The sequence below is a fragment of the Marichromatium gracile genome, from assembly GCF_004343155.1.
Lineage (GTDB): Bacteria > Pseudomonadota > Gammaproteobacteria > Chromatiales > Chromatiaceae > Marichromatium > Marichromatium gracile.
Genome location: NZ_SMDC01000005.1, coordinates 211,478 through 238,014, shown reverse-complemented (window position 1 = coordinate 238,014; position 26,537 = coordinate 211,478). Strand labels below are relative to the sequence as shown.

Below are 26,537 nucleotides of genomic sequence, written 5' to 3'. Positions count from 1 at the left end.
TGGAGGCCACCGGCCCTTACCACGAGACGGCCGCCGAGCTGCTCCACGGGCGTGGCCTGACGGTCTCGATCGTCAACCCGGCCCAGGCCCGGGACTTTGCGCGCGGCCTGGCGGTGCGCACCAAGACCGACGCGGTCGATGCCAAGGTGCTGGCGCGCTTCGGCGCGCTCCTCAAGCCCGCGCCCTGGACGCCGCCCTCGCCCGAGGTGCGCTTCCTGCGGGCGCTGCTGGCCCGTCAGCGCGCCCTCATCGAGGACCTGCGACGCGAGCGCAACCGCCTGGAGAAGGTCGAGGCAACCCACACCCCGGCGCTGGTGCGCGACTCGGTGCGCGAGAGCATCGCCTTCCTCGAAGAAGCCCTCGCCAAGCTCCAGCAACAGATCGACGACCACCTCGACGGCCACCCTCAGCTACGCGAGGACGTCGACCTCCTCACCTCGATCCCCGCCATCGGCCTCAAGGTCGCTCAGCGCTTCGTGGCGTTGCTGCAAAGCCGCCCCTTCACCTCGGCCCAACAGTTCGCCGCCTACCTCGGGCTCGTGCCCGTCGAGCGACAGTCGGGCACCTCCGTGCAGAGGCGCCCCAGACTCTCCAAGGCCGGGCCTGCGCATGCCCGCGCCACCCTCTACATGGCCGCCGTCACCGCCATTCGCTACAACCCACACGTCAAGGACCTCTACGAACGCCTCCTGGCGCGCGGCAAGCCCAAGATGGTCGCCCTCGGCGCCGCCATGCGGAAACTCGCCCACATCTGTTTCGGCGTGTTCAAGAACCGTCGTCCCTACCAGCCCGATTACGCTTCTGCGGCTTGACGGGAAAGACGGTATCTTTGCGGTTCAATCTCCTGGCGGCTTGAATCTCCGCACCGACTTGCACGCAGTGAGTGTAATGCTATAACGTCCCGCGTTCTGTCTTGCGATTTGTCAACGCCTCTTCCATGCCGTCTCCGGTCCATCCACAATCCCGTCGTGCGCGTGCCCCATTGGCTGCGTTGCTGCTCGGTGTTGTGTTGCTGTGGACGCAGACGGCGCTGGCGGCGCATCAGCTCGAGCACCTGGTCCACGATCACGATGGCCCCTGCCTGATCTGTCTGGGGGGTGTCGGGATCGGCTCGCCGCTCGGGGCCGCGCCGCCGTCGCTGTATCAGGTCCGCCCGCGTGAGATCGGGCGGCTGTGCTCGGCGCCACTCGTCTGGCCGGGCGCATGCTCCTTCCTGCCTCAGCGCGCTCGCGCGCCCCCCGGTTCGGTTCGCTGTTGATCGCTGTGACGTTTTCGATCACCCGCTGGTGACCGTTGGCGTCCTTGTGCTCCACCCAATGATCAGGAACCGAGGCCATGTCCACACCGAACCTGCTGCGTGGCGGGGCGGGCGCGCTCGCGCTGCTGCTGCCGCTGTGTGCCACAGCCACGACCGATGATGCCGAGATCGCCGAGTTGCGCGCGATGATCGAGGCGATGAAGGACCAGTACGAGACCCGTATCCAGTCGCTCGAACGCCGTCTCGCCGAGGCCGAGTCGCGCACGCCGCCACGGGCGGCCCTCCCCCCCGGTGACACCGGCTCGCGTCCGATGCGCGCGCCCGTGGTGCACCAGGCGCCGACACCCGCGCCGACCCGTGGCGCGCTGAGCGCGGCCAATGCCTTCAATCCGCAGATCTCGGTGATCCTCGACGGCAACTACTATCACGACGACCTCGATGGCGAGGGCTCGGGCCTGGTCGGCCAGGCCTTCCAGCCCTCCGGTGGTGATCATCACGATCACGACCACGCCGGTCACAGCCACGGCACCTTCGACAACGGCTTCAATATGCGCGAGGCGGAGCTGAGCTTCACCGCGACCATCGACCCCTATTTCGACGCCGCCATGCACATGGCCGTCGACAGCGACGGCAACGTCGAACTCGAGGAGGCCTATCTGCAGACCCGCGCGCTGCCGCACGGGCTGCGGGTCAAGGCCGGACGCTTCCTCAGCGGCTTCGGCTATGCCAACGCCCAGCATCCGCACCAGTGGGCCTTCGTCGACCAGAACCTGCCCTATCTCAATCTGCTCGGGGTGCACGGTCTGCAGGACACCGGGGTGCAGCTGACCTGGCTGCCGGCGCTGCCGGTCTACACCCTGGTCGGGGTCGAGGCGCTGCAGGGCGATCAGGAGCGCTTCGGCGCCACCTTCGGCGACGAGACCCTGGAGGCGCTCGGGCTCGACGAGGCCGGCGACGGCCCGCGGCTGTGGACCGCCTTCGCCAAGATCGCCCCCGACCTCGGCGACCAGCACGCGCTGCAGTTCGGCGTCTCCTTCGCCCATGGCGACCGTCAGCAGGAGCTGCACGCCCATACCCACGACCACGACGCCGAGGTGCACCAGACCGCGCTCGACGGCGACGCCGATCTCTGGGGTGTCGATCTGGTCTACGCCTATGACGCGCCCGGCTACGGCGGCAAGGGCGACCTGCGGCTGCAGAGCGAGTATCTGCGTTCGATCAAGGACCTCGACATCATCGCCAGCGCCCATCCCGAGCAGCTCGGCGATCGGCGCACCTTCACCACCGACGGGCTCTACGCCCAGCTCACCTACGGGATCGCGCCGCGCTGGACCCTGGGGCTGCGCTATGACGTGCTCGGCCTGACCAACAGCGTCGGCGGCGACGCCGATGCCGACTATGGCAGCTCCGAGCGCTGGACCCTGGGGCTGACCTGGGGGCTGACGGAGTTCTCCCAGTTGCGCGCGCAGTACGCCCGCAACGACATCCTGGTGGCCGAGGACACGCGCGAGCGCTTCGACGCCTTCTATCTGCAGTTCCTGATGAGCATGGGCAGCCACGGCGCCCACGCCTTCTGATGCCCCGGAGGAACGCCATGAACAGATCCCTGATGATCCGCGCGGGCGTGCTGCTCGCGGCCCTGGTCGCGCTGCCGGCGCAGGCGCTCGAGGTGGTGGCCACCAGCCCGAGCATGGGTGCGCTGGTGCGCGCGGTCGGCGGCGCGGACACCGCGCTGACGGTGCTCTCCGGGCCCGAGCGCGACCTGCACCGGTTGCAGGCGCGCCCGAGCATGATCGGCGCGCTGCGTCGCGCCGACCTGGTGGTGGCGGTCGGCGCCGAGTTGGAGATCGGCTGGTTGCCGCTGGCGATCGCCAGCGCCGCCAACCCGGCGATCCGCCCCGAGACTCCGGGCTATTTCGAGGCCGCCGCCCAGGTCGCGCTGCTCGATGTCGGCACCCCGGCCGATCGCGCGCTCGGTGACGTCCACCCGCTCGGCAACCCGCACCTCAACCTCGATCCGCTGCGCATGGCGACGGTGGCGCGGGCGCTGGCCGAGCGCATGGCCGGGCTCGATCCGGCCGGTGGCCCCGGCTATCGTGCCGGCGCCGCGCGCTTTGCCGCCGCCGTCGATCGGCGGCTGCCGGCGTGGTCGGTGCGGCTCGACGGCGCGCCGGGCGCGGTGCTCCACCACCGCGACGGCGTCTATCTGCTCGATCGCTTCGGTGTGCCGCTGCTCGGCACCATCGAGCCGGTGCCCGGGGTGCCGCCGAGCGGTCGGCAGCTGAGCGCGCTCACCGAGCGGCTGCGGGGCCGCGCCGGGGTGGTGATCCACACCCCCTATCAACCGGCGCGCCCGGCCGAGCGGGTCGCCGCCGCGCTCGACTGGCCGGTGGCGGTGCTGGCGCTGGAGCCGGCGCGAGAGGCCGACGGCGCGGCCTATCTGGCGCACATCGACCGCTGGGTCGAGGCGCTCGCCGGGGCGGGGCGGCGATGAGCGAGTCGCTGTTGCGGCTCGACGGACTGGTCGCGGGCCATCGCGCGCCCGTGGTCGGTCCGCTCTCGTTCGCCCTGGGGCGTGGCGAGGTGCTGGGGCTGTGGGGCGGCAACGGCAGCGGCAAGTCGACCCTGCTCAACGCCATCGCCCGCGCCGCGCGGGTGTTCGCCGGGACGATCCGGCGCGCCCCGGGGTTGCGCCTGAGCTATCAGGAGCAGCGCCCGGTGCGCCTCGAGCCCATGCCGATGACCGGCGCCGACCTGCTGCGTGCCGCCGGGCTCGACCCGCGCCGTGCACCGGCGCCCCTCGGTGCGCTGCTCGGGCAGCGACTCGATCGGCTCAGCGGGGGGCAGTACCAGCTGCTCTGCGTGTGGTGCGCGCTCGGCGCCGAGGTCGATCTGGTGCTGCTCGACGAGCCGACCAACAACCTCGATCCCGGCGCCGAGCGGTCGCTGCGCGCGCTGCTGGAGACGGCGCGCGCAGACCGAGCGGTGTTGCTGGTCAGTCACGAGCGCGCCTTTCTCGACGCGGTGAGCACCCGGGTGCTGGCGCTCGATGCCGGGGGGTGGTCATGAACGAGGGGCTCGCGCTGCTCGTCGATCCGTTGTTTCGGGTACCGCTGCTCACCGGGCTGGCGGCGAGCCTCGCGCTCGCGCCGATCGGGGTGTTGTTGATGCTCCGCGACGAGTGGCTGGCGGCGCTGGGACTGGCGCATCTGGCGGCCGCCGGTGCCCTCGGTGGGCTCGCGCTCGGCGCGCCGGGGCTTGCAGGCGCCGGGTTCGGTGCACTCGGCGGTGGCCTGGTCAAGGGCGCGCTGGGCCGGCGTGGCAACGGTGTCTACGGCTTCATGATCCTGATCGGCTGGGCGTTGCTGCTGCTGATTGCGGCCAACAGCGCGGTGGGCGAGGGGCTGGGGCAGGCGCTGATCGACGGCCAGCTCTACTTCGCCCGCTGGCCCGAGCTGATCGCGGCCCTGGTGCTGGCGCTGGCGCTGCTGTGGTCGTTGCCCCGGCTGGCCTGGCCGCTGTTGCGCGCGCGCCTGCTGCCCCGGCTCGACCGCGCCAATGGTCGCGCGGCCTGGCGCACCCACCTGGGGATGGATCTCGTCGCCGCGCTCGGCATGGCGGTGGGCACCGCCACGTTGGGGTTGATGGGGGCCTTTGCGCTGGTGTTCGTGCCGGCCTGGGTCGCTTTCCGGGTGGCGCGCGGCTGGCGCGCGACCTGGGTGGTGGCGGGGCTGATCGGGGTCGCTGGTTATCTCGGCGCCTTCGTGCTGGCGCTGGCGCTCGATCAGCCGTTCGGCCCGGTGCTGGTGGCGGTGCTGGTGTTGCTGGCCTGGGGCGCGAGCGCGCTCCAGGCGGGGTGGCGATTGCTGACGGGGTGGCGCTGAACGGGCTCAGTGGCAGGGATCGCTCCACCAGTGCGAGAGCCGCTGTTCGAGTTCCCGCGCCGGCAGCCCCTCGTAGTGGGAGATGTCGTTGAACAGCCGCAGCCGGGCGCGCACCTCGCTGGCGAAGTCGAGGATGGTCAGCCCCGCCGGGCTCTGGTCGAGTCGGTCGCGGTAGCCGCGCGCATCGAAGCCGAGCAGACTGCTCACCAGCAGCCGGTTGGTGCCCTTGTGAGCGACCACCAGCACCGAGCGGTCGTGGTGGTCGTGGACGATGCGACGCATCACCGGCAGGGCGCGGGCGAGCACGTCGATCCCCGACTCGCCGCCCTTGGGCGCGCTGGTCAGCGGGTCTTCCTGCCAGGCGCTGTATTCCTCGGCGAAGTCGGCGGCGACCTGCTCGCGGGTCAGTCCCTCCCAGTGGCCGTAGTCGATCTCGCGCAGCCCTGGCTCGGGGGTGGGTTCGAGACCGTGTGACTCGGCGATGATCCGCGCCGTTTCCATGGTGCGCCCCATCGGGCTGGCGAAGACCGCATCGAGGCTGTCGCAGCGCAGCCGTGCGGCGAGCGCCCGGACCTGGTTGCGGCCCTGCTCGGAGAGCGGCACGTCGGTGGAGCCGGCGAAGCGGTCCTCGGCGGTGAGTTCGGTGGCGCCGTGGCGCACCAGATAGATTCGGGTCGGCATCTTGTTCTCCTCGTTGGCACCAGGTTGTCCCTTGTGTCCCCATGGTCGGGGCACCCGTAGTCGATGTCCAGACGTAACCGGTGTTGAGATCCCCGCCGGTGCGATACGCGGGAGGCTGGTGCTGTGTCAGAATGGATGACCGGAGCGGCGGCGGGTTCCGCGAGGGGCGCGTCGGTGACGATCGGCAGCGGTTTCGCGATGATGGAGGTCTTGGCCCGGTCATGAGCGCACGGAAGACGCGCAGGCGTACGAGCAAGGGGAGTGCCCGCAAGACGACAGGGCGCGGCAGCTCGGGGCTGTTGCGACTGCTGGTGCTGGTGCCGCTGGTGCTGGCGGCGCTCTCGGTGGTGCTGGTCGGGGCGCTGCGCTGGCTCGATCCGCCGAGCTCGGCGTTCATGCTCGAGCACCGGCTCGCCGGGCTGTGGACCGAGGGCCGCGCGCCGCGACTGGCGTATCGCTGGGTCGATCTCGACGACATCGATCCGGAGCTGGCGCTGGCGGTGATCGCCGCCGAGGACCAGCGCTTTCCCGAGCACCACGGCTTCGACCTGGTCGAGCTGCGCCAGGTGCTTGCCGAGCTGGGCGAGGGTGGTCCCAGCCGGGGTGCGAGCACGCTGACCCAGCAGACGGCGAAGAACCTCTTCCTGTGGCCGGGGCGGGACTATCTGCGCAAGGGCATCGAGGCCTGGTTCACGGTGCTGATCGAGACGCTGTGGCCGAAACGGCGGATCCTCGAGGTCTATCTCAACATCGCCCAGTTCGGTCCCGAGGTCTATGGCGCCGAGGCCGCCAGCCGCCGCTATTTCGACCGTTCCGCGGCCAACCTCGGGCGGTCTCGCGCCGCCCGGCTCGCGGCGGTGCTGCCCGATCCACGCGGCTATCGGCTCGATCGCCCCAGCGAGCGGCGTGAGCGGCGTGTGGGCTGGATCCTCGCCCAGATGCGCCAGCTCGGCGGTATCGCCTATCTCGAGCGGCTGCGCTGAGCGCGGCCTTGCGAGGCGCGATGCGATCGCGCAGGATGTCGCCGCCGGTGCCGCGCTGATGAGGTATCGGGATGAGGCGTGCCCGGCGCGCGCGCCCTGGAGTCGCCCTTGGAACACGCAGCCGATCAGCCCGCCGGGAACGAGCCCGACCCGGAACAACCCGCCTCGCCCACCCGCCGGCGTCTTGCGCCAGGGGGGGGTGTGTTGCGCCTGTCGAGCGCGCTGCTCGGTGCCGGGTTGCAGCTCATGCTGCTGGGGCTGCTCGGTGCCGCGGCCTTCGTCCACTTCACCCTGCCCGAGCTGCCCGATGTCGAGCAGCTGCGCGACGTCCAGCTCCAGGAGCCGTTACGGGTCTACAGCGCCGATGGCGCGCTGATCGGCGAGTTCGGCGTGCAGCGTCGCCGTCCGGTGCGCTATCGCGATGTTCCGGCGCTGGTGGTGCAGGCGGTGCTCGCCACCGAGGACAGCCGTTTCTTCCAGCACCGTGGCGTCGATCTGGTGGGGCTGGCGCGCGCCTCGCTGAGCTATGCCCTGACCGGCGAGAAGGCGCAGGGCGGCAGCACCATCAGCATGCAGCTCACCCGCAACTTCTTCCTCTCGCCGGAGAAGACCTTCGCGCGCAAGCTCGCCGAGGTACTGCTGACCCTGCGCGTCGAGCGTACCCTGACCAAGCAGCAGATCCTCGAGCTCTATCTCAACAAGATCTTCTTCGGCCATCGCGCCTACGGCATCTCGGCGGCCGCGGCGCTCTATTACGACAAGTCGCTCGATGCGCTGACCCTGCCCGAGGTGGCGATGCTCGCCGGCATCCCCCAGGCGCCCTCGAGCAACAACCCGGTGACCGACCCGGCGCGGGCGCTCGAGCGGCGCAACCATGTGCTCGGGCGGATGCACGCACTCGGCTATATCGACACGCCGCGCTACGAGCAGGCGATCCGCACCCCCGACCGGGCGCGGTTGCATCGCCGCCTGCCCGACCTAGAGGCCGGACACGTCGCCGAGATGGCGCGCCAGGAGATCATCGAGCACTACGGCGAGGCCGCGCTCGGGCACGGCTATCGGGTCTTCACCACCATCGACACCCGGTTGCAGCGCGCCGCGCAGGGTGCGGTGCGCGAGGCGCTGCACGACTACGACCGGCGTCACGGCTATCGCGGCGCCGAGGCGCGCATCGAGCTTGTCGGGCGCACCGAGTCGGCGCTCGATGCGCTGCTCGCCGCTCACCCGCCGCTCGGTGGGTTGCGCGCGGCGCTGGTCACCGCGGTCTCGGCGCGCGCGGCCGAACTCGATCTCGGGCGGGGCGAGCGTGCGCGGCTCGATCTCGGGGCGGTCGCCTGGGCGCGGCCCCTGATCGACGAGAACCGGCGCGGGCGCCGTCCTCGACGTGTCAGCGACGTGCTCGCCGTCGGCGACCTGGTGCGACTCTCGCGCGCCGAGGACGGCGACTGGCGACTCGATCAGCTCCCGGCGGTCGCCGGTGCGTTGGTCTCGATCGATCCGCGCGACGGCGCGGTGCTGGCGCTGGTCGGGGGCTACGACTTCGCCGCGAGCAAATTCAACCGCGCGCTCGACATGCGTCGCCAGCCCGGTTCGAGCTTCAAGCCCTTCATCTATGCCGCCGCGCTCGCCGAGGGCTGGACCCCAGCGAGCCTGGTGCGCGACGCTCCGGTGGAGCTGCCGCGCGGCTCGCGCTGGAACCCGCAGAACGCCGATCGCCGCGCGCTCGGTCCGATCCGGTTGCGTCCGGCGCTGGCGCGCTCGCGCAACCTCGCCACCATCAATCTGCTGCAGAGCGTCGGGTTGGAGGACGCCAAGCGCTATCTCGAGCGCTTCGGCTTCGCCCTGATCGACAACCCCGTCGGACTGTCGCTGGCGCTCGGCACCGTGGAGCTCTCTCCGGTGAGTCTGGCCGAGGGCTATGCGGTATTCGCCAATGGCGGCTATCACGTGCGCCCGCACTTCATCAGCCGGATCGAGGACGGCGAGGGTCGGGAGGTCTTCGTCGCCGCGCCACCGCGCGCCTGCGACGACTGCTGGTACCGGCGTGGTGGCGGCGAGACCCGCACCCGGGCGCTCGCCGCCACCGGCGGCGCGGCCGAGCGGGTGATCGACCCGCGCATCGCCTATCAGATGACCTCGATGTTGCGCGACGTCATCGAGGTCGGCACCGGGCGGCGTGCCCGCGCCCTCGGGCGCGCCGACGTGGTCGGCAAGACCGGCACCACCAACGACCTGCGCGACTCCTGGTTTGCCGGCTATCAGGCCGATTTCGTCACCATCGCCTGGATGGGCTTCGACGACTTCTCCGAGCTCGGTCGCGGCGAGTACGGCGGCGTGGCGGCGTTGGGGATGTGGGTCGAGTTCATGCGCCAGGCGCTCGCCGAGCGCCCGGTGGCGACGCTGAAGCCGCCGCCGGGGATGGTGCGGGTGCGGATCGACCCGGCGCGCGGGATCGAGTCGCGAGGGCCGGGCAGTATCGCCGAGCTGGTGCGCGAGGAGTATCGCCTGATGCTGCTCGGCCCGGACCCGATCCGCGCGGCGCCCGCGCCGGTGATCGAGGACAGCTCGCCGCGGGTGCTCGACGAGCTGTTCTGAGGCGTCGGCTCAGCCGGCGCAGGGCAAGGGGACGATCGCGCGCTGTTCGCGTTGCCGTCGCTGCAGGGTCTCGCGCAGCTCGCCGAGACGCTCAAGCAGCCGCGTGCGCTGGGTCGCATCGAGGCTGGCGCCGAACCGGGCGGCGAGGGTGACGAGCTGCTCGGTCAGGCGCTCGCCGTCGCGGCGCAGCGCCGCCGGCATGGCGTCGAACTCGACCAGCCAGCCATGGAGGAAGGCGGCGATCCGTGCCTCTCCGGCGCCCTCGTCGAGCAGTGTCATCAGCCGGGTGCGCTGGCTGGCGCGATAGGCGTCGAGTGCGGGCTGGCTGCGCGGCATCGCCGCGGTCAGCTCGCGTACCAGCTGCTGCTGGCTCGCGTTGAGCGGTCCGGTCCAGTCGCCGAGGTTGCGGATATAGCGCCGGGCGCGCTTGCGCCGCTCGCGTTCGGGGTCGGCGGGTGCGGCGCGCTCGGCGTCGCGCTCGCGCCACAGTCGTTCGAGCCGCTGGCGTTGTGTCGGAGTGAGGGTGACGAGCAGCGGCGCTGTCGCGTCGACGAAGAGTTCGGCATGCTGGCGATAGACCGGCTCGGCGGCGCGCATCAGACAGGCGAGATCGTCACGGACGAAGCCGCGCTCGCTCGTCAGGATCAATCCGTCGAGCAGGGCGATGAGCCGGGGCAGCGCCTCGCGCCGATGGCGTGTCTGGACCTCCTGCAGTGCGCGCGTCCAACCGCGCAGCTGTTGCGGCGCGAGGTCGATGCGGTGATCGACATAGACCCCGGTGAGGAAGGGGGCATTGTCGTAGACCAGCGAGACCCGGCTGCAGCCGCCGCCGAGCAGACCGAGTGCGACCAGCACCATGATCCCGAGGTGACGACTCATCCGGCCTGCTCCAGTTCGAGCGTCGGTGCGGCGAACAGATACCCCTGCGCCCAGTGCACGCCGAGCTCGCCGAGGACCTGGGCGGTGGGTTCGTCCTCGACGCATTCGGCGATGGTGGTGATGCCGAGCGAGTCGGCGGTGTACTGGATGCTGGCTACCAGGGCGCGCGACTTGGGTCTGGTGCGGACCTGGGCGATCAGTTCACGATCGATCTTGATGAAGGAGATCGGCAGCTCGGCGAGATAGCCGAGCGAGGAATAGCCGCCGCCGAAGTCGTCGATGGCGAGCCGGAAGCCCTGGTCGAGAAAGGGCGCGAGGGTGGAGCGGAGCTGATGGGCTTGGCCGAGCGGTTCGCGCTCGGTGATCTGCAGGACCAGCGCGCGGGTGCGTCGCCCGGGGCCGAGCCGGGGGCACAGTGCCGCGGCGTGCTGGGCGAGTGCGGCGACCCGCTCGGGGCGGCGCAACAGGTCACCGGAGAGGTTGATGAAGCGCTTGATGGCGGGGCGCTGACCGCCCTCGACGGCGCAGCGGGCGATGGCGCGGCGTCCGAGGATGTCGTCGATACGGTGGAGCAGGTTGAGTCGATCGGCGATCTCGACGAACTCCTGGGCGCAGAGTACCTGCTCGGTGCCGGCAACGATGCGGGCGAGTGCTTCTTCGGCGACCTGGGTGCGACTGGCGAGATCGACGATGCTCTGATAGGCCGGGTGGAGCTGGCCATCGCGGATGGCCCGTTGCACCAGGGCCGCGGTGGAGAGGTTGTGGGCCTGTTCGGCGTTGGTGACACAGGTGCGGTTGCGTCCGCGCAGCTTGGCTTCGTAGAGACCCGCGTCGGCGCGGGCGAGGACGTCGTCGAGGCTGTCGTGGCCGGCGGTGCACTCGGCCACCCCGGCGCTCACCGTCACCTCGAAGCGGCGCTCGGCGAACTCGGGGCGCGCGCGCTCGACGGCCTGGCGCATCCGTTCGATACCCTGGTAGGCCTGCTCGATGCGGGTGGCAGGCAGCACCACCAGGAACTCCTCGCCGCCCCAGCGGCCCACCCAGTCGCCCTGACGGATGCTGCGTCTGAGCGCGATGGCGACCTGCTTGAGGATGTGGTCGCCGGCGCTGTGACCGTGGATGTCGTTGATCAGCTTGAAGCGGTCGATGTCGAACAGCGCGAGACAGTAGGGGCTGCCCGAGCGTTCGCTGCGCGCCTGCTCGAGTCGCAGATAGCCGTTGAGCGCGCGTCGGTTGGGCAGGCCGGTGAGTTCGTCATGGGTGGCCATCTGGAACATGCGCTGTTCGAGCCGACTCAGCCGCTCGCTCTGGACCGAGGCGCCGAGGACGTTGGCCGCCGCGCGCAGCGCCTGGATCTCGACCTCGCTCCAGTGGCGCCTGCGAGTGCAGTCGTCGAAACCGATGAACCCCCACCAGTGCTTGGCGACGAAGACCGGCACCACGACCAATGAGCTGATCCCCTGGGCCTGGAGGATCTCGCGCTCACCCTCGGGGAGGCTCTCGACACAGCCCTGCACCACGCCGCCGCCACGCAGGGTCTGGCACCAGCGGCCGAAGCCGGTCTCGATGGGGAAGCTCTGCAGTTGGCTGTTGCTGATCTGGCTCGCGACGCCGGGTGCCGAGAACTCGTGACGCTGACTGGTGTAGAGTATCCCGTCGATACCGAGATGGTTCTCGAAGACATAGGCGCGGCTGGCATGGGCCGCTCGCGCCAGGTGTTCGAGCATCCGTGGTACGTATTCCCCCCAGTTCGCGCAACCGAAGTACTCGGCGGCGAGACCCACGGCCTTGAAGATCGCGCTGGCACTGTCGAGCGCCGCATCCTGCCCGTCGGTCGAGGGGGAGGGCGGTGTCGATGTGCCGGGTGTCCAGAGGGGGGCTGCGCCGTTTGGCTTGCTTCTTTCCCCGCTGGCTGTACACTCTGAACCTTTTTCCAACTTCATCTTCAACGAGGTCCCCCCGTGGTCGCCCCCGAGTCAGATTTCCATCGCATCAAGCGCTTGCCGCCCTATGTCTTCAACATCGTCAACGAGTTGAAGGCCGCGGCGCGAGCGCGGGGCGAGGACATCATCGATTTCGGCATGGGCAACCCCGATCAGCCGACGCCGCAGCACATCGTCGACAAGCTGATCGAGGTCTCGGAGCGCGGCAACACCCACCGTTATTCGGTCTCGCGCGGCATCCCGCGGCTGCGTCGCGCCATCTGTCACTGGTATCGCGATCGCTTCGACGTCCATCTCGATCCCGAGACCGAGGCCATCGTCACCATCGGTTCCAAGGAGGGGCTCGCCCACCTCGCGCTGGCGACCATGGATGCCGGTGATACGGTGCTGGTGCCCAACCCGGCCTATCCGATCCATCCCTATGGCTTCATCATCGCCGGTGCCGACGTGCGCCATGTGCGCCTGACCCCGGACGTGGACTTCTTCGAGGAGCTGCGGCGCGGTATCCAGGAGTCCTGGCCCAAGCCCAAGATGCTGGTGCTCAACTTCCCCGGCAACCCCACCGGGCAGTGTGTCGATCTCGAGTTCTTCGAAAAGGTCATCGAGATCGCCCGCGAGCACGGCATCTGGGTGGTGCACGACATCGCCTATGCCGACATCGTCTTCGACGGCTACAAGGCCCCCTCGATCCTCCAGGTACCCGGTGCCAAGGACATCGCCGTCGAGTTCTTCTCGATGTCCAAGAGCTACAACATGCCCGGCTGGCGCGTCGGCTTCATGTGCGGCAACCCGACTCTGGTCTCCGCGCTGGCGCGGATCAAGTCCTATCTCGACTATGGCACCTTCACCCCGATCCAGGTCGCGGCGATCGCCGCGCTGGAGGGGCCCCAGGAGTGCGTGCGCGAGATCAGCGACATGTATCAGAGTCGGCGCGACGTGCTCTGCAGCGGTCTCAACGCCGCCGGCTGGGCGGTCGAGCCGCCCAAGGCGACGATGTTCGTGTGGGCGCCGATCCCCGAGCCTTATCGCGAGATGGGGTCGCTGGAGTTCTCGAAAAAGCTCCTGCGCGAGGCCAAGGTGGCCGTGGCCCCCGGTATCGGCTTCGGCGAGTACGGCGACACCCATGTCCGCTTCGGCCTGATCGAGAACGAGCATCGCACTCGTCAGGCGATCCGTGGCATCAAGGAGATGTTCCGCCACGACGCCCAGGCCGGCGCCTGAGCCGTTCACGGTGACGCGCCCATCATGGATGGGCGCGTCCGGACCGATTCCAACCAGGACACAGCGCCCCGTCCGGCGGGCGGGCGACGAAGAGGTACTATGATGAAACCGGTGAAAATCGGACTCTTGGGCTTGGGAACCGTCGGTGGCGGCACGGTCAGCGTGCTGGCCAACAATGCCGCGGAGATTGCGCGCCGCGCCGGTCGCGAGATCCAGATCGCGCATGCCGCAGCGCGTGCCTATGACGCCGATGCCATCGATGGGCTGGAGCGGGTCGGACGCATCGGCGACGATGCCTTCGCGGTGGTCGAGGACCCCGAGGTCGAGGTGGTCATCGAGCTGATCGGCGGCTATTCGCCGGCCCGCGAGCTGGTGCTGCGCGCGATCGAGAACGGCAAGCACGTGGTCACCGCCAACAAGGCGCTGATCGCACTGCACGGCAACGAGATCTTCGCCGCCGCCCGCGAACACGGGGTGACGGTCGGTTTCGAGGCGGCGGTGGCCGGCGGCATCCCGATCATCAAGGCGGTGCGCGAGGGGCTGGCCGCGAACCACATCGAGTGGGTGGCCGGCATCATCAACGGCACCGGAAACTTCATCCTCACCGAGATGCGCGACAAGGGTCGCGACTTCGCCGACGTGCTCGCCGAGGCACAGGCGCTCGGCTATGCCGAGGCCGATCCGACCTTCGATGTCGAGGGGATCGACGCGGCGCACAAGCTCACCATCCTCGGCTCGCTCGCCTTCGGCATCCCGCTGCAGTTCGATCGCTGCTTCACCGAGGGGATCTCGAAGATCGGCGCGCTCGACGTCGCCTATGCCGCCGAGCTCGGCTATCGCATCAAGCACCTGGGGATCGCGCGTCGCGGCGAGCAGGGCATCGAGCTGCGCGTCCACCCGACGCTGATCCCCGAGCGTCGCCTGCTGGCCAATGTCGACGGGGTGATGAACGCGGTGCTGGTCAAGGGCGATGCGGTCGGCCCGACGCTCTATTACGGTGCTGGCGCCGGCGCCCTGCCGACGGCCTCGGCGGTGGTCGCCGATCTGGTCGACGTGGTGCGCACGCTGACCACCGACCCGAGCAACCGGGTGCCGCATCTCGCCTTCCAACCCGACGAGCTGGCCGATACGCCGGTGCTCGAGATGGAGGCGGTCGAGACCGCCTACTACCTGCGTCTCTCGGCGCTCGACCAGCCCGGGGTGATGGCGCGCATCGCCAGCATCCTCGGCGAGCACGGCATCAGCATCGAGGCGATCAAGCAGCAGGAGCCGGGCGAGGGCGAGACCCATGTGCCGCTGGTGATGCTCACCCACCGGGTGCTCGAACGCCAGATGAACGCCGCGCTCGCCCAGATCGAGGCGCTCGACTCGGTGCAGGGCGAGATCATCCGCATTCGTGTCGAGATGCTCTCGGGCTGAGCATGGGGGCGCCGGGGCCGAACGGCCCCGGCCCCGATCGCCGTGCGAAGAGACGCCGCCGGTCGACCCTCTCGCTGGTGTCGTCTCGTCCAGCAAGATCCCTCTCCCTGACGACTCCTCCCGCTGCCTGCTGATTCAGGCGCATCCTTCATCATCATTCATCCGTTTTTTGCCTGCTCGGTGAATCGGCGTCCGACACGGGTTGATCGGATGTCTCAGCGTCCTGGCCCGAGGTCGTCGTGCGCGCAACCAAGCGCTCGAGCTGCTGCTCGAGGGTGCGACGTCGCGCGTGCTCGGCGAGCAGTCGGGTCTGGAGTCGTTCGCGTCCCCGTTCGCTGCGCCCTAGTCGTGCCTCGAGCTGGGCGTGCGCCTCGGTGAGCTGACGGTGCTGCGCGTCGAGCGCTGCGCGCGTCTCCTCGCTGTGTGCGAGTTGTGTCTCCAGCTGATTACGTATCCGTTCGCCCCTCTGCTGCGTCTCGTGCAGCTTCGCCAACGCCTGCGCTTGTTGTTGATTGTCCCGTTCGCGCTCGCGCAGCTCGCCGGCGAGGGCGGCGTTGTCACGGTTGAGCCGGGTGATCTCGTCCTGCTTGACGATCAGGGTCTGCGCCTGCTGGCGTAGTTCCGCCTGTAATTGCTGAACCTGTTGGTCGTGGCGGCGTTGATCCTGTTCGCGCTGAAGGCGACTGGCCTCGCGATAGTGTTCGAGCGCCTCGCGGGCATGACGGTGCTTCTCCTCGATCGAGGCGAGATGCTGCGCCTGGACCTCGAGCCGTTCCTGTAGTCCCAGTTTTTCCTGCTCCAGGGTCGCCAAGGCGATCGCCTGTCCCTGACCCCGTTGCTCCAGTTCAATGATGCGCGCGGCCTGCTCGGCGAGGGTCGTCTCGCGCGCGGCGATTCCCTGGCGCAATCCCTCGACCTCTGTCGCGAGTCCATCGCGGGCTGTCTCGATCTCTTCGAGCTGCTGACGCTGAGTCTGTATCTGCGCCTGATGACGGCGTTCGGCGGCGGCGACGATCTCTTCGGCCTCGCCCTCGAGGGTGCGGGCGAGCTCGGCGACGAGCTGTTGGATCGGCTCGCTCAGGCCCTTGGTGTCGCCGATCCGGCGTGCCTCTTCTTCTTCCAACTCCTTGAGATAACGATGAATCGTGCTCTTTGAGCCGGTGTTGCCGAGGGCGACGCGGACGGCGTCGATCGAGGGGTGTCGGTCCTGTGCGAGCAGGGTGTCGCGCGCCTGTTTGACCAGCGCCTTGGTGATGCCGCCGCGTGCCATGGGGTTGTTCTCCGGTTTATTTTGTACTGTATTACGTAGTATGTATATACGTATTATTTTTGAGCGTCAATTTTTGTGTTCAGGAAAAATAAAAGGCGGGATAATATGACTTATCCCATGTCAGACCGGGATGAGAGCCGCAATCAGGCCCGGTCTGAACAGGCTGGGTACAAGCGGTACGGACCCGGTAGCGAAGACGGGCCGTCAGAGACGATGGAGAGAAAAGGAGCACAACGGGCATGCAGCGGATCGAGCGCTATATCGAGGCGGCCACCCGCGACAACACCAGACGCGGGTATCGCGCGGCGATCCGCCATTACGAGGAGACCTGGGGCGGGTTGTTGCCGGCGACTGCCGAGTCCGTCGCCCGCTATCTCGCTGATCACGCCGAGCAGCTCGCGCTCAATACCCTGCGTCTGCACCTGGCGGCACTGGCGCGCTGGCATCGTGACCAGGGCTTCCCCGACCCGACCAAGGCGCCGGTGGTGCGTCAGGTGATGCGCGGTATCAGTGAGCTGCACCCGGCACGCGAGCACCAGGCGCGGGCATTGCGGCTGGAGGACCTGGTGCGGGTCGACGCCATGCTGGAGGCGCGGATCCGCGAGGCTGGGATCAGTGAGGCATTGCGCGCGCGGCGCGATCGGGCGCTGCTGCTGGTCGGCTTCTGGCGGGCCTTCCGTGGCGATGAGCTGCTGAGGCTTGCGGTCGAGGACGTTCGCCAGGAACACGACGGCGGGTTGTTGATCCGGCTCGCGCGCACCAAGACCTCGCGCGGCGAGACCCGCGACTATCCGCTGCCCCGGCTCTCCAGGCTGTGTCCGGTCGCGGCCTATGCCGATTGGGTCGGCTGTGCCGGGATCGAGCGCGGCGCGGTGTTCCGTGGCATCGATCGCTGGGGGCGGGTGCGCGAGCAGGGGCTGCACCCCAACAGCCTGATCCCGCTGCTGCGCCGGTTGCTCGAGGAGGCCGGGGTGACGGATGCGGCGAGCTACAGCGCCCACTCGCTCAGGCGGGGCTTCGCCTCCTGGGCGAGCGCCAGTCAGTGGCAGCTGCGCGAGCTGATGGACTATGTCGGCTGGCGTGACGCGCGCTCGGCGCTGCGCTATATCGAGCGCGCCGCGCCCCGGCTGGGCGGGCGTATCGAGCGCGCGCTGGCCGCGCCGGAGGAGGCCTCGGGTTGAATTCGCCGCGCCCGGCGCACATCCCCGGATCATGCCAGCCCGAGCGGGGACGAAGGAGATGCCGAGCGCGCAGACGACCTGTTACGAGTGTGACGCCAACTGTCCGATCGAGATCGAGCTCGATACCGCCGGCGAGCCGGTAAAGGTCCGCGGGCCCGACTGCCCGCGCTGTTATGTCCAGCTCGAACGGCGCGATCACCCCGAACGACTGCTCCATCCGCTGCGCCGGATCGGTCCACGAGGCAGTGGACGCTTCGAGCGGATCGGCTGGGACGAGGCGCTCGACACCATCGCCGCCGAGCTGACGCGTGCCCGTGAACGTCACGGTGCGCCGGCGGTGGGCTTCTTCGCCGGCTATACCAAGGAGGCGCGACCGCAGCTGCAGCGACTCGCCCACAGCTTCGGCTCACCCAATTACATGACCGAGAGCGGCTGCTGTTTCTCGGCCACCATGGTCGCCGAGAAGCTCACCCTCGGCTACAAGATCAAGACCACCTCGACTGTGGTCTCGCCGAAGACGCGCTGTCATCTCATCTGGTCGACCAATCCGCGCGGCTCGATCCCGCCCTTCGACCAGCACCCGCTGGCCAGTCCACGCCCCGAGCGGGCGCTGATCGTGGTCGATCCCAGGCGCACGCCGCTGGCCGAGCGCGCCGATGTCCATCTGCAGATCCGCCCCGGTACCGATGGGGCGCTCGCCCTCGGCTTCCATCATCTGATCTTCGCCAACGGCTGGCAGGATCAGGTCTTTCTCGATCAGTGGGGGCAGGGCGTGGATGCCTTCCGCGACTATGTCCGCGACTTCGACCCGCGTCGGGTGGCGGCGATCTGCGGGGTGGCGGCCGCCGATATCGAGCGCGCCGCCGAGTGCTACGCCACCACCGCCCCGGCGCAGATCACCCTGTCGCCGACCGCCACCGTGCAGCACAGCAACGGCTTCCAGAACCATCGTGCGCTGATCCTGCTCAGCGCGGTGACCGGCAACCTCGATCGCGAGGGCGGCAACCGCTTCTTCAACGACAAGGCGCTGCCCCGGCCGATCGAGCGCTTCGATCACTGTCTGGCGGCCTTGCCGCCGCGTGTCGGCAGCGAGCGCTTCCCGATCTGGACCCGCTACTGGCCGGCGGCGCAGAGCATGCTGCTGCCCGACTGCATCCTCGAGGGCGATCCGCAGCCGATCCGCGCGCTGCTGGCGATGGGGATCAATACCGCGATGTGGCCGAACTCGGCGCGGATGGAGCGGGCGCTCGGCGCGCTCGATTTCTTCGCCGCCAGCGACTTCTTCCACAACCCCGCGACCCGTCAGGCCGATATCGTGTTGCCGGCGGCGACCAACCTGGAACGCCCGGCGCTGATCGCCTATCCCGGCTGCGCCTATCAGGGCGAGGTGCGCTATCGGCGCGCGTTGCTCGCCCCGCGGGGCGAGGCCCGTGCGGACGGCGAGATCTTCCTCCAGCTCGGGGTGCGGCTGGGGATGGGGGCGCTGTTCTGGGACGGGGACCTCGAGGCCTCCTGGGCGGAGGCCGCCGAGGGGTTGCCGGAGGCGGTACGCGAGGCGATCTATGCCAGCCCCGAGGGGGTGACCGTCTATGCCGATGCGATCGACGACCTGGTCGATCATGGTTTCATGGACGCCGATCGGCTCTATCGGCTGCGTGGCTTCCCCACCGACAGCGGCAAGGTGGAGTTCGACTCGGACGCGCTGCGCGCTGCCGGTCACGACGGTCTCCCGGTCTATCGCGAACCGGCCGAGGGGCCGGTCTCCACCCCGGCGCTGGCCCGCCGTTTCCCGCTGGTGCTGACCAGCGGCGCGCGCACCAAGTTCGACACCCACTCGCAACACCAGCACAGCGCGCGGATGCGTCGGGCCATTCCCCGTCCGCTGGTCGAGATCCACCCCGAGGATGCCATGGTGCGCGGCATCGACGATGGCGATGCGGTGATGGTCGGCTCGCCCCGTGGCGAGGTGCGCTTCTATGCCCAGGTGACCGAGCGCATCAAGCCGGGCGTGGTGCACTGTGTGCACGGCTGGAACGAGGCCAACGTCAATCTGCTCACCGATGATGTGCACCTCGACCCGATCAGCGGTTTCCCGCCGTTCAAGTCGGGGCTGTGTGAGATCCGACCGCTCGATTGAGGTCGGGCCGTGCCCTTTATCGGTGTTCTCCCCGAGCGCGAATCACTGTTCCGGCCCCAGCCGCGCCGGGCGGTGGCGGTGAGCGATGCCGCCGCCTGGCGACTCAACCCGGTGCATCGCGGGGTCTACGACAAGCTCGCCCTGGCGCTGACCGAGGGCCTGCTGGCCGCGCCCTGCGGGGTGTCGCCGCTGGCGTTCGGGCTCGCGCCGGAGACGCCGGTGTTCGTCAAGCCGATCGTCAACCTCGCCGGGATGGCGCTCGAGGCCGGGGTGTCTCGCGCCGATGCCGTGCCGGTGCGTCCCGGGAGCTTCTGGTGCGAGCGGCTGGAGGGCGAGCAGACCAGCAGCGATCTGCTGCTCGAGTCCGGACACATCCGCTGGCAGGCGCACACCCGTGCCGGCCAGTGGCGTGATCAGGGGCGCCCCTGTGTCTGGGAGGTCGGGGTCGCGATCCCGGAGATCGAGCCGGAGCTGGCGCAACTGGTCGATCGCCATCTCGCCGACTACACCGGGCTGTGCAACATCGAGCTGATCGGGGGGCGGCCGGTGGAGATCCATCTGCGCGGCTCCAACGGCTTCTTCGATCTCTATGGCCCGGGGTTCGTCCCCGCCTGGGTGACGCTGGTCGACGGCGCGCCCTTCGTGCCGCCACCGCCGGTCCCCGGTGGCATGGTGATCTCGGTGTTCGGTCGGCGAGCGCTGAGCGGGGAGGAGAGCGAGGCGCTGGCCGCGCTCGGGGTCAGCGTGAGCGAGGATCGGCACACCCCGGATCGGGTGGCAATCCTGCGCGCGACCGATCGCGCGGTCGGCCGCGCGGCGCTGGCGCTGCTCGAGCGCCGGCGCGGCTGATCAGATCCGGGGCAGGGCGAGCGGGTCGCGCTTGCGCGGGTTGGCGCGATAGAGGATGGCGATGTTGCCGATGCGATTGACCAGCATCGCCCCGGTGCGCTCGATGAGCTCGGCGATGGCCGCGTCGCGCAGCTCACGATCGCCGGCGCTGATCTTGGTCTTGAGCAGCTCGTGATGATCGAGCGCGATCTCGAGCTCGGCGATCACCCCATCGGTGATGCCGTGCTGACCGACGATGACGACGGGCTTGAGATGATGCGCTTGCTGCTTGAGCCAGCGTTTCTGTTTTTCGGTGATGCTCATGAAGGCCTTGGCTGTGTTGTGCGAAACGGGTCGGGGCCGGTGCAGGACCGGCCCCGATGGGGGGCGATGATAGCAGTCCCGGCGGCGCTCTGCCGCCTCGGATCGGCTCAGTCCCCGAGCGCTGTCGGTGCGCGCTCGACCTCGACCAGCACCTCGTTGCGACGCAGGAACGGCAGCGAGAAGGGCGAGTTGTAGCGGGCATAGATCGGCGTGCCGACCGGGCTCAGGCCGGCGCCCTGCACGGCGGCGAGCAGCTGCGACTCATGCTCGCGATAGCGTCCCTCGCCCCAGCCGCCGGAGTAACGGTGCGCGGCGAGCAGTCGCGCCGGGATCTCGCGGATGTGGACGCGCCCGTCGTTGGGGCGGGGCAGGGTGTCGCGGGTGAAGTGTGCGGGCATGATGAAGCTGATGCGATAGCGTGCTTCACCGCTCGGCTGCTGGGTCACCGGCGCGGTCATGGCGATGCGCTCGCCGCGCCCCAGCGGTTGCTGGTTGACCGGTGCGGTCATGGCGATCTTCCGTGACCCCTGGTTGTTACCGAAGATGTAGTCGGCGAGCACGCGAAAGGCGCGACCGCCGACGGCATCGAAGGTGCCCTCGACCTCGACCTCGGCGACCAGCAATGGCGGATAGCGGCGCAGCTCGAAGCCGCGGTGTTGTTCGATCAGGGTATAGGCGGGTTGTTCGGTGGCCATCAGCACTCCTCCGATGCTGCCCAGGATCAGCGCGAGCGCCAGGGCGGCGAGCGTCGCGCGCCGGATGTTCGATCTCGGCATGGTCCTCTCCTCGTGACGTCCCTGGTCCCCAGGCTATGGGCGTTGGTCGGTGATTGACAGGGTGAGCCTGACAGTGAGCCGGCCCAGCGGATAAACTGAGCGATTGTCCATCCAATTCCGCGATCCGCCGAACATGAGTCAATACTGGAGCGACCTGGTCCACACCCTGCAGCCCTATGTCCCCGGTGAGCAGCCCAGGCATGTCGAGCTGACCAAGCTCAACACCAACGAGAACCCCTATCCGCCCTCGCCGCGGGTGCGTGCGGTGCTCGATGACGCGGCGGTCGACGCGCTCCGACTCTATCCCGATCCCGACAGCGGCGCGCTCAAGGCGGCCCTCGCCGCGCGTGCGGGGCTGGCGCCGGAGAACGTCTTCATCGGCAACGGTTCGGATGACGTGTTGGCGCTCGCCTTCATGGCCTTCTTCAAACAGCCCGAGCCGCTACGCTTCCCGGATCTGACCTACGGTTTCTATCCGGTCTATTGCAAGCTTTTTGGGATCGCCTCGCGGATCGTCCCGCTCAATGCCGCCTTCGAGGTCGACCCGGCCGACTATGTCGCCGAGAGCGGTCCGATCGTGCTCCCCAACCCCAATGCCCCGACCGGTCGGGCGCTGCCGCTCGAACAGCTCGAGCGCCTGCTCGCGGCCAACCGCGAGCGGGTGGTGCTGATCGACGAGGCCTATGTCGACTTCGGCGCCGCGAGCGCGGTGGCGCTGCTCGCCGAGCACCCGCAGCTCTTGGTGGTGCAGACCTTCTCCAAGTCGCGCTCGCTGGCCGGGCTGCGGGTCGGCTTCGCCTATGGCTCGGCCGAGCTGATCGCGGGTCTGGAGCGGGTCAAGGACTCCTTCAACTCCTATCCGCTCGATCGGCTGGCGCAGGCCGGCGCGCTCGCCGCGCTGGAGGACGAGGACTACTTCCGCGACTGCATCGCGCGAGTGATGGCCACGCGCGAGTGGACGGTCGCCGAACTCACCCGGCGCGGCTTTGCGGTGCTGCCCTCGCAGACCAACTTCGTGCTGGCGCGGGTGCCGAATGGGCGGGCCCGCGCACTCTTCGAGCAGCTGCGCGAGGTCGGGGTGCTGGTGCGTTATTTCGATCGGCCACGTCTGCATGAGCACCTGCGCATCTCGATCGGTACCGATGCCGAGATGCGTCGTCTGGTCGAGGAGATCGACCGCCTGCTCGACTGAGAGTGGTGATTCGGGACGCGTTCAACCCGACATGGCGGTTTACCCGGTTGTGCTCGAGCGCGTAAAATTAACCGTTTATCCATAAAAACCCGGTCGACACGACGCGGAGGGACACTTGGCAGAGCTTGAGGATATCCGTTATCTGGTCGGCCCCGGCGGGGCGCTCACCGGGCGGTTGCGCGTACCGGGCGACAAGTCGATCTCGCATCGCTCGATCATGCTCGCGGCGCTGGCCGAGGGCGAGACCCGGATCAGCGGTTTTCTCGAGGGCGCCGATGCCCTCGCCACGCTCGCGGCCTTTCGCCGCATGGGCGTCGAGATCGAAGGCCCGGAGGCGGGCAGGGTCCGGGTGCGCGGGGTCGGTCTGCATGGGCTCGAGGCCGCGGGCGCGGTGCTCGACATGGGCAACTCAGGGACCTCGATGCGGTTGCTCGCCGGTTTGCTCGCCGGTCAGCGTTTCGCCACCACCCTGGTCGGCGACGCCTCGCTGACGCGGCGTCCGATGCGTCGGGTGACCGAACCGCTGGCGCGGATGGGCGCGCGGATCGAGACCTCGGAGACCGGCACCGCGCCGTTGCGCATCACCCCGGTCGAGACACTCGCCGGGATCGATTACGCACTGCCGGTGGCCAGCGCCCAGATCAAGTCGAGCCTGCTGCTCGCCGGGCTCTTTGCCGAGGGCGAGACCTGTGTGACCGAGCCTGCGCCAACGCGCGATCACACCGAGCGCATGCTCAGCGCCTTCGGCTATCGGCTGCGTCGCGACGGCGCTCGGGTCTGTCTGAGCGGTGGCGGACGGCTGCGGGGCTGTGAGCTGGTGGTGCCGGCCGATATCTCCTCGGCGGCCTTCTTCCTCGTCGGCGCGAGCATCGCGCCGGGCTCGGATCTGCTGCTCGAGGGGGTCGGTATCAACCCCACCCGGATCGGCGTGATCAACATCCTGCGCGCCATGGGCGGCGACATCGAGCTGCGCGACGAGCGCATGGCCGGCGGCGAGCCGGTGGCCGATATCCGCGTGCGTCATGCGCCGCTCCACGGGATCGAGATCCCGCGCGACCAGGTCCCCCTGGCCATCGACGAGTTCCCGGCGCTGTTCATCGCCGCCGCCTGTGCCGAGGGCGAGACCCGGCTCGGCGGCGCCGAGGAGCTGCGGGTCAAGGAGAGCGATCGCATCCAGGTGATGGCCGATGGTCTGGCCACGCTCGGCATCGAGGCCGAGCCGCTGCCCGACGGCATCCGCATCCGTGGCGGCGCGCTCGGCTCGAACCTCGGGCGTGCACCGATCCAGGCCCACGGCGATCACCGCATCGCCATGTCCTTCGCCATCGCCGCACTGCGCGCCGCCGGGCCGGTGGAGATCCACGACTGCGCCAACGTCGAGACCTCCTTCCCCGGCTTCCCACGGCTGGCGGCGAGCGCCGGGTTGCAGATCGAGGAGCAACAACGCGCATGATTCCGGTAATTACCGTCGATGGTCCCTCGGGGACCGGCAAGGGGACCCTGACCGCGCTGCTCGGCGAACGGCTCGGCTGGCACTGTCTCGACAGCGGGGCGCTCTACCGGGTGCTGGGGCTCGCCGCCGGGCGCGCCGGGGTGGACCTCGAGGATGCAGAGGGACTGGCGGCGCTCGCCGCCGGGCTCGAGCTACGCTTCGTCGAGCGCCGGGTGCTGCTCGCCGACGAGGACGTCAGTGACCTGATCCGCACCGAGCAGGCCGGCATGGCCGCCTCACGCGCCGCCGCGCACGCCCCGGTGCGTGAGGCGTTGCTCGAATGGCAGCGACGCATGGCGCGCGAGCCCGGGCTGATCGCCGATGGTCGCGACATGGGCACCGTGGTCTTCCCTCAGGCTCCATTGAAAGTCTTTCTCGATGCCAGCCCCGAGGTGCGCGCCGAACGGCGTTATAAACAGTTGAAAGAAAAGGGGTTGGATGCTAGTCTCCCGGACCTCATAAAGGATATTCGCGAGCGCGATCAGCGCGACCGCAACCGCGCGGTCGCGCCGCTGCGTCCGGCAACGGACGCCGTGACGCTGGATTCGACCGCGATGTCCATTCAGGAAGTGCTCGATCGGGTCTTGGAAGAGGTAAGGCGCGTCTTCCCGGAGCTGGTCTCTTGACGTCGATCCCGTCTCTCGGGACGGGTCGATATTTGGTCGGGTCGGTGCGCGCTGCATCGGCCTTGTCGTTTAATTCATCACCCACCGCTCCGGACGGAGTGGAACGCGCGCCGTTCTTCAGGATAATTGGATCTCATGACCGAAAGCTTTGCCGAACTTTTTGAACAGAGTCTGAACACCACCCAGCTCCAGCCGGGCACCATCGTCATTGGTACCGTGATCGAAATCACGTCCGACAACGTGATGGTGAACGCCGGGCTGAAGTCCGAGGGCGTGATCCCGCGCAGCCAGTTCATCAGCGCCGAAGGCGAGCTCGAGGTCGCCGTCGGCGACGAGGTCGAGGTCGCCCTGGACGCGGTCGAGGACGGTTTCGGCGTCACTCGTCTGTCGCGCGAGAAGGCCAAGCGTTTCGCGGCCTGGGATCACCTGGAGAAGGCCTTCGAGGCCGCCGAGACCGTCAAGGGCATGATCAACGGCAAGGTCAAGGGCGGCTTCACCGTCGACCTCGGTACCGTGCGTGCCTTCCTGCCGGGCTCCCTGGTCGACGTGCGTCCGGTGCGTGACACCACCTACCTCGAAGGCAAGGAGCAGGAATTCAAGGTCATCAAGCTCGACCGCAAGCGCAACAACGTCGTGGTGTCGCGCCGTGCGGTGGTCGAGGAAGAGTACAGCGCCGAGCGCGAGGCGCTGCTCAAGAACCTCGAAGAGGGCATGGAGATCAAGGGTATCGTCAAGAACCTCACCGATTACGGTGCGTTCCTGGATCTCGGCGGTATCGACGGCCTGCTGCACATCACCGACATGGCCTGGCGTCGCGTCAAGCACCCCTCCGAGGTGGTCGAGATCGGTGACGAGATCAGCGTCAAGGTGCTCAAGTTCGATCGTGAGCGTCAGCGCGTCTCCCTCGGCCTCAAGCAGATGGGCGAGGATCCGTGGGTCAACATCTCGCGTCGCTACCCCGAGAGCACCCGCGTCTTCGGTAAGGTGACCAACATCGCCGACTACGGCTGCTTCGTCGAGATCGAAGAGGGCGTCGAGGGTCTGGTCCACGTCTCCGAGATGGACTGGACCAACAAGAACATCCACCCGAGCAAGGTCGTCGCGCTCGGCGACGAGGTCGAGGTCATGGTGCTCGACATCGACGAGGAGCGTCGTCGCATCTCGCTCGGCATCAAGCAGTGCGCGCTCAACCCCTGGGACGAGTTCGCCGCGACCCACAAGAAGGGCGACCACGTCACCGGCAAGATCAAGTCGATCACCGACTTCGGTATCTTCATCGGTCTCGAGGGTGGCATCGACGGTCTGGTGCACCTCTCCGACATCTCCTGGGACGAGTCCGGCGAGCAGGCCCTGCGTCGCTACAAGAAGGGCGACGAGCTCGAGACCGTGGTGCTCTCGGTCGACCCCGAGCGCGAGCGCATCTCGCTCGGCGTCAAGCAGCTCGACAAGGATCCCTTCTCCAGCTTCGTGGCGCTGCACGACAAGGGCAGCATCGTCACCGGCGTGATCACCGAGGTCGACCCCAAGGGCGCGACCATCGCGCTGGCCGACGGTGTCGAGGGCTACCTCCGCGCCTCCGAGATCTCGCGTGACCGCGTCGAGGATGCGCGCACCGTGCTCAAGGCCGGCGAGGAGATCGAGGCCAAGTTCCTCGGTGTCGATCGCAAGAACCGCACCCTGTCGCTGTCGATGAAGGCGAAGGACGTCGAAGAAGAGCAGGCGGCAATCAAGGGTTATGCCCGCGAGTCCTCCAGTGGCACCGCCACCCTCGGCGACATCCTCAAGGAGCAGATGGAAGAGGCCCAGCGCGGCAATTAATGCCGGCTTGACGCTTCCATGACCCTCCGG

Annotated in this window: 22 protein-coding genes; 16 read left to right on the top strand and 6 right to left on the bottom strand. The window is 68.8% G+C overall.

All coding sequences use genetic code 11. The annotated features are described in order from the left end of the window. The 5 genes from EDC29_RS09890 to EDC29_RS09870 form a co-directional block, all read left to right on the top strand. Positions 1 to 812: IS110 family RNA-guided transposase (locus tag EDC29_RS09890; RefSeq protein ID WP_132229676.1), on the top strand; the 812-nt coding region annotated here is incomplete at its 5' end. Between the two features lie 523 nt (positions 813 to 1,335). Next, complete coding sequence (locus EDC29_RS09885) at positions 1,336 to 2,835, top strand: TonB-dependent receptor (protein WP_132229674.1); 1,500 nt, start codon at positions 1,336 to 1,338, stop codon at positions 2,833 to 2,835. Positions 2,836 to 2,852: 17 nt separating this feature from the next. Beyond that, positions 2,853 to 3,752, top strand: coding sequence for a metal ABC transporter substrate-binding protein (locus EDC29_RS09880; protein ID WP_132229672.1), 900 nt, complete (start codon positions 2,853 to 2,855; stop codon positions 3,750 to 3,752). Beyond that, positions 3,749 to 4,327: an ATP-binding cassette domain-containing protein gene (locus tag EDC29_RS09875; protein WP_132229670.1), complete on the top strand. Its 579-nt coding sequence runs from the start codon at positions 3,749 to 3,751 to the stop codon at positions 4,325 to 4,327. Before EDC29_RS09880 ends, EDC29_RS09875 begins: the two co-directional genes overlap by 4 nt. Beyond that, positions 4,324 to 5,142, top strand: coding sequence for a metal ABC transporter permease (locus EDC29_RS09870; protein ID WP_132229668.1), 819 nt, complete (start codon positions 4,324 to 4,326; stop codon positions 5,140 to 5,142). The genes EDC29_RS09875 and EDC29_RS09870 overlap by 4 nt, the downstream gene beginning before the upstream one ends. 6 nt (positions 5,143 to 5,148) lie before the next feature. Here EDC29_RS09870 and EDC29_RS09865 read toward each other — a convergent pair whose 3' ends face one another. Continuing rightward, positions 5,149 to 5,823, bottom strand: a complete 675-nt coding sequence (locus EDC29_RS09865; protein WP_132229666.1) for a histidine phosphatase family protein — start codon at positions 5,821 to 5,823, stop codon at positions 5,149 to 5,151. Between the two features lie 221 nt (positions 5,824 to 6,044). Between EDC29_RS09865 and mtgA the strand changes: the two genes are divergently transcribed. Both mtgA and EDC29_RS09855 read left to right on the top strand, forming a co-directional pair. Further along, positions 6,045 to 6,806: a monofunctional biosynthetic peptidoglycan transglycosylase gene (gene mtgA, locus EDC29_RS09860; protein WP_123140292.1), complete on the top strand. Its 762-nt coding sequence runs from the start codon at positions 6,045 to 6,047 to the stop codon at positions 6,804 to 6,806. A gap of 108 nt (positions 6,807 to 6,914) precedes the next feature. Further along, the gene (locus EDC29_RS09855) at positions 6,915 to 9,401 is read left to right on the top strand and encodes a penicillin-binding protein 1A (RefSeq protein ID WP_132229664.1); all 2,487 of its coding nucleotides are present in this window, start codon (positions 6,915 to 6,917) and stop codon (positions 9,399 to 9,401) included. Between the two features lie 9 nt (positions 9,402 to 9,410). On the opposite strand, the gene EDC29_RS09850 is transcribed toward EDC29_RS09855, so the two are convergent. Beyond that, positions 9,411 to 10,280: a DUF6279 family lipoprotein gene (locus tag EDC29_RS09850; protein ID WP_132229662.1), complete on the bottom strand. Its 870-nt coding sequence runs from the start codon at positions 10,278 to 10,280 to the stop codon at positions 9,411 to 9,413. Continuing rightward, positions 10,277 to 12,064, bottom strand: coding sequence for a putative bifunctional diguanylate cyclase/phosphodiesterase (locus tag EDC29_RS09845; protein WP_165913484.1), 1,788 nt, complete (start codon positions 12,062 to 12,064; stop codon positions 10,277 to 10,279). The genes EDC29_RS09850 and EDC29_RS09845 overlap by 4 nt, the downstream gene beginning before the upstream one ends. 177 nt (positions 12,065 to 12,241) lie before the next feature. Between EDC29_RS09845 and alaC the strand changes: the two genes are divergently transcribed. Both alaC and EDC29_RS09835 read left to right on the top strand, forming a co-directional pair. Next, complete coding sequence (gene alaC / locus EDC29_RS09840; RefSeq protein WP_123140288.1) at positions 12,242 to 13,444, top strand: alanine transaminase; 1,203 nt, start codon at positions 12,242 to 12,244, stop codon at positions 13,442 to 13,444. A gap of 102 nt (positions 13,445 to 13,546) precedes the next feature. Next, complete coding sequence (locus tag EDC29_RS09835) at positions 13,547 to 14,863, top strand: homoserine dehydrogenase (protein WP_123140303.1); 1,317 nt, start codon at positions 13,547 to 13,549, stop codon at positions 14,861 to 14,863. Positions 14,864 to 15,017: 154 nt separating this feature from the next. On the opposite strand, the gene EDC29_RS09830 is transcribed toward EDC29_RS09835, so the two are convergent. Then, a complete protein-coding gene (locus tag EDC29_RS09830; protein ID WP_132229658.1) occupies positions 15,018 to 16,133 on the bottom strand; it encodes a DNA-binding protein in 1,116 nt (371 codons plus the stop codon). 239 nt (positions 16,134 to 16,372) lie between these two features. Between EDC29_RS09830 and EDC29_RS09825 the strand changes: the two genes are divergently transcribed. The 3 genes from EDC29_RS09825 to EDC29_RS09815 are packed head-to-tail and all read left to right on the top strand — an operon-like array spanning position 16,373 to position 20,300. After that, the gene (locus EDC29_RS09825; RefSeq protein WP_132229656.1) at positions 16,373 to 17,314 is read left to right on the top strand and encodes a site-specific integrase; all 942 of its coding nucleotides are present in this window, start codon (positions 16,373 to 16,375) and stop codon (positions 17,312 to 17,314) included. A gap of 58 nt (positions 17,315 to 17,372) precedes the next feature. Next, complete coding sequence (locus EDC29_RS09820; RefSeq protein ID WP_132229654.1) at positions 17,373 to 19,451, top strand: molybdopterin-containing oxidoreductase family protein; 2,079 nt, start codon at positions 17,373 to 17,375, stop codon at positions 19,449 to 19,451. A gap of 9 nt (positions 19,452 to 19,460) precedes the next feature. Further along, positions 19,461 to 20,300, top strand: a complete 840-nt coding sequence (locus tag EDC29_RS09815) for a hypothetical protein (RefSeq protein WP_132229652.1) — start codon at positions 19,461 to 19,463, stop codon at positions 20,298 to 20,300. On the opposite strand, the gene yhbY is transcribed toward EDC29_RS09815, so the two are convergent. Both yhbY and EDC29_RS09805 read right to left on the bottom strand, forming a co-directional pair. Continuing rightward, complete coding sequence (gene yhbY / locus EDC29_RS09810; RefSeq protein ID WP_062276170.1) at positions 20,301 to 20,603, bottom strand: ribosome assembly RNA-binding protein YhbY; 303 nt, start codon at positions 20,601 to 20,603, stop codon at positions 20,301 to 20,303. It lies immediately after the preceding gene. A gap of 107 nt (positions 20,604 to 20,710) precedes the next feature. Then, entirely contained in the window at positions 20,711 to 21,379 is a 669-nt protein-coding gene (locus EDC29_RS09805; RefSeq protein ID WP_132229650.1) for an SOUL family heme-binding protein, read from the bottom strand. 133 nt (positions 21,380 to 21,512) lie between these two features. On the opposite strand from EDC29_RS09805, the gene hisC reads away from it, so the two are divergent. From hisC to rpsA, 4 genes are all read left to right on the top strand, one after another. Further along, the gene (gene hisC / locus EDC29_RS09800; protein WP_132229648.1) at positions 21,513 to 22,571 is read left to right on the top strand and encodes a histidinol-phosphate transaminase; all 1,059 of its coding nucleotides are present in this window, start codon (positions 21,513 to 21,515) and stop codon (positions 22,569 to 22,571) included. A 115-nt stretch (positions 22,572 to 22,686) separates the two neighbouring features. Further along, on the top strand, positions 22,687 to 24,024 hold the full coding sequence (aroA, locus tag EDC29_RS09795) for a 3-phosphoshikimate 1-carboxyvinyltransferase (protein ID WP_132229646.1): 1,338 nt from the start codon (positions 22,687 to 22,689) through the stop codon (positions 24,022 to 24,024). After that, complete coding sequence (gene cmk / locus EDC29_RS09790) at positions 24,021 to 24,689, top strand: (d)CMP kinase (RefSeq protein ID WP_123140279.1); 669 nt, start codon at positions 24,021 to 24,023, stop codon at positions 24,687 to 24,689. Before aroA ends, cmk begins: the two co-directional genes overlap by 4 nt. 135 nt (positions 24,690 to 24,824) lie before the next feature. Continuing rightward, positions 24,825 to 26,507: a 30S ribosomal protein S1 gene (gene rpsA / locus EDC29_RS09785; RefSeq protein ID WP_062276163.1), complete on the top strand. Its 1,683-nt coding sequence runs from the start codon at positions 24,825 to 24,827 to the stop codon at positions 26,505 to 26,507. The last annotated feature ends 30 nt before the right edge of the window (positions 26,508 to 26,537 follow it).